The sequence below is a fragment of the Mesorhizobium sp. M4A.F.Ca.ET.020.02.1.1 genome, from assembly GCF_004022645.1.
Lineage (GTDB): Bacteria > Pseudomonadota > Alphaproteobacteria > Rhizobiales > Rhizobiaceae > Mesorhizobium.
The window spans coordinates 1-1566 of the sequence record NZ_RZOI01001039.1 but is presented as its reverse complement, the minus strand read 5'-3'; the positions used below and the strand labels follow the sequence as shown (position 1 = coordinate 1566).

At 61.9% G+C, this 1566-nt stretch carries 2 protein-coding genes and 1 pseudogene; all 3 read left to right on the top strand.

The annotated features are described in order from the left end of the window. The first annotated feature begins 160 nt into the window (after positions 1-160). Positions 161-346 carry a DUF1059 domain-containing protein gene (locus EN742_RS34550; RefSeq protein WP_126058661.1) on the top strand — a complete coding sequence of 62 codons (186 nt, stop codon included), beginning with the start codon at positions 161-163 and terminating at the stop codon, positions 344-346. 271 nt (positions 347-617) lie between these two features. Continuing rightward, the gene (locus EN742_RS34545; RefSeq protein WP_126058660.1) at positions 618-1196 is read left to right on the top strand and encodes a hypothetical protein; all 579 of its coding nucleotides are present in this window, start codon (positions 618-620) and stop codon (positions 1194-1196) included. 14 nt (positions 1197-1210) lie between these two features. Then, positions 1211-1566, top strand: a pseudogene (locus tag EN742_RS34540) (peptidase S8 and S53 subtilisin kexin sedolisin); the annotation flags it as partial.

Sequence of the window (1566 nt, the reverse complement as noted above, 5' to 3'; positions counted from 1 at the left end):
CTCCGCCTTTTTCGGCTCTGCCGGCAACCAAAACCCTCGAACCGTGTTATGGTTGCTCGCCAGTGCGCGACCCGGAAACTTCTCGGTTTTCGACAAAGGATCGTGCACGCATCGAGAGTGCGGACGTCCGTCGGCGCTGCAAGGAGGAAAGGAAAATCCGATGAAGGAATTCCACTGCGGATCGCTCGTGCCCGGCTGTGAATGGCACACACGCGCCGAAGAAGAGGCCGAGGTGATGCGCCGCGCCGTCGAGCATATGCGCGAAACGCATGGCGAAACGACCATTCGCGAGACAATGATCGAGGCGATCCGCTCGCGAATCCAGAAGGTTCGCGACGCCGCGTAACGCCTTCCGGCCGGATCAAATCGCGGCAATTGCGCGATCCAGCCCAGCAAAGCGGGATGCCGGAGCCACAGGCATCCTGCCCCGCTTGCCGGCCACGGCTGCCGGACAGCGCAAATATTTCAATCAAATACTTATATTCGCACCTGCTTGGATAACCCGGCGGTAACGGTAGTCGTGCCACTGTCGGGCGAATGAACCGGGTACAGGGGCCGTCAGAGCCCGCCGCCAACAGGCGCTGGTCCGGAAACGGTGGGGCGAGGTGTTTTCGCGCATGCGCGAAAGGTCCGGCAATCGACGCAGGTACCGCGCGATAGCACTGCTGCTGTCGGCCTTCCTTGGCGCGTCTCCGGCAACGGCCCAGGAGATTACGACTTCACTGATTGGCATGCACCAGGGTTCGCCGCTCAGCGACCGCGCCAGGAACCTTGGCGACGGCGGCTACGAGTTGCAGAGCGGATCCTGGGTTTCGTTCAACCAGTGGTACCACGCCAGCTGGGTCGATCTCCACGTCGACTTCCTCACCCAGCTGACGGAAAACACCGGTATTTTGTGGGGGCTCGGCACCGGAGAAAAAGCCGAGAAGTACAGCATCGGACCCAGCTTCAAGCTGGGCTTCCTCACGCAGACGCATCCGACACCGAGCAGCACCCTGTCGATCTCGCTGACCTCGACGATCGGCGGCAACCTCACCGAAAAGCCATGCGTGGCCGACTATGGGGATTTGGGCACCTACAGCGTCAACTGCCGGCTCGCTGCCGCCGAGATGGCACCTGAGGAAACCCTGAAATATCTGGTTAACGCTAAGCCCGAGAGCATGCATCTGTGGCTGAACTACCGTGTTACTTTCTGAGCTTGGAGGCTGCCATGAGCAAGTCAACCCACCCCGAAGGTCGCAATCGTCCGTCCTGGTTCCTGTTTGACTGGAGTAACAAAATGTCAGCCAACCACTGGAAATTCGGCCTCGCCGCTGCGCTCGCCATCCTCTCAGCGCCGATCGCATCGGCGCAGGAAGCCCTCGACGCCGACGAGACGGCCGCGCTCTGCCACGGCGGCGGATCGATATGTGTGAGCGCAGCGATTCCGGCCGCGCCGGCGACGCAAGCGCTGCAGAGCTGGATGACCCCCGACGTCGGCGTCGCGTGGGCCGCGGGCTACAAGGGCAAGGGCGTCACCATCACCATCGTAGACGACTTCAGCAGCTCATCGCGCTTCTCCGGCAA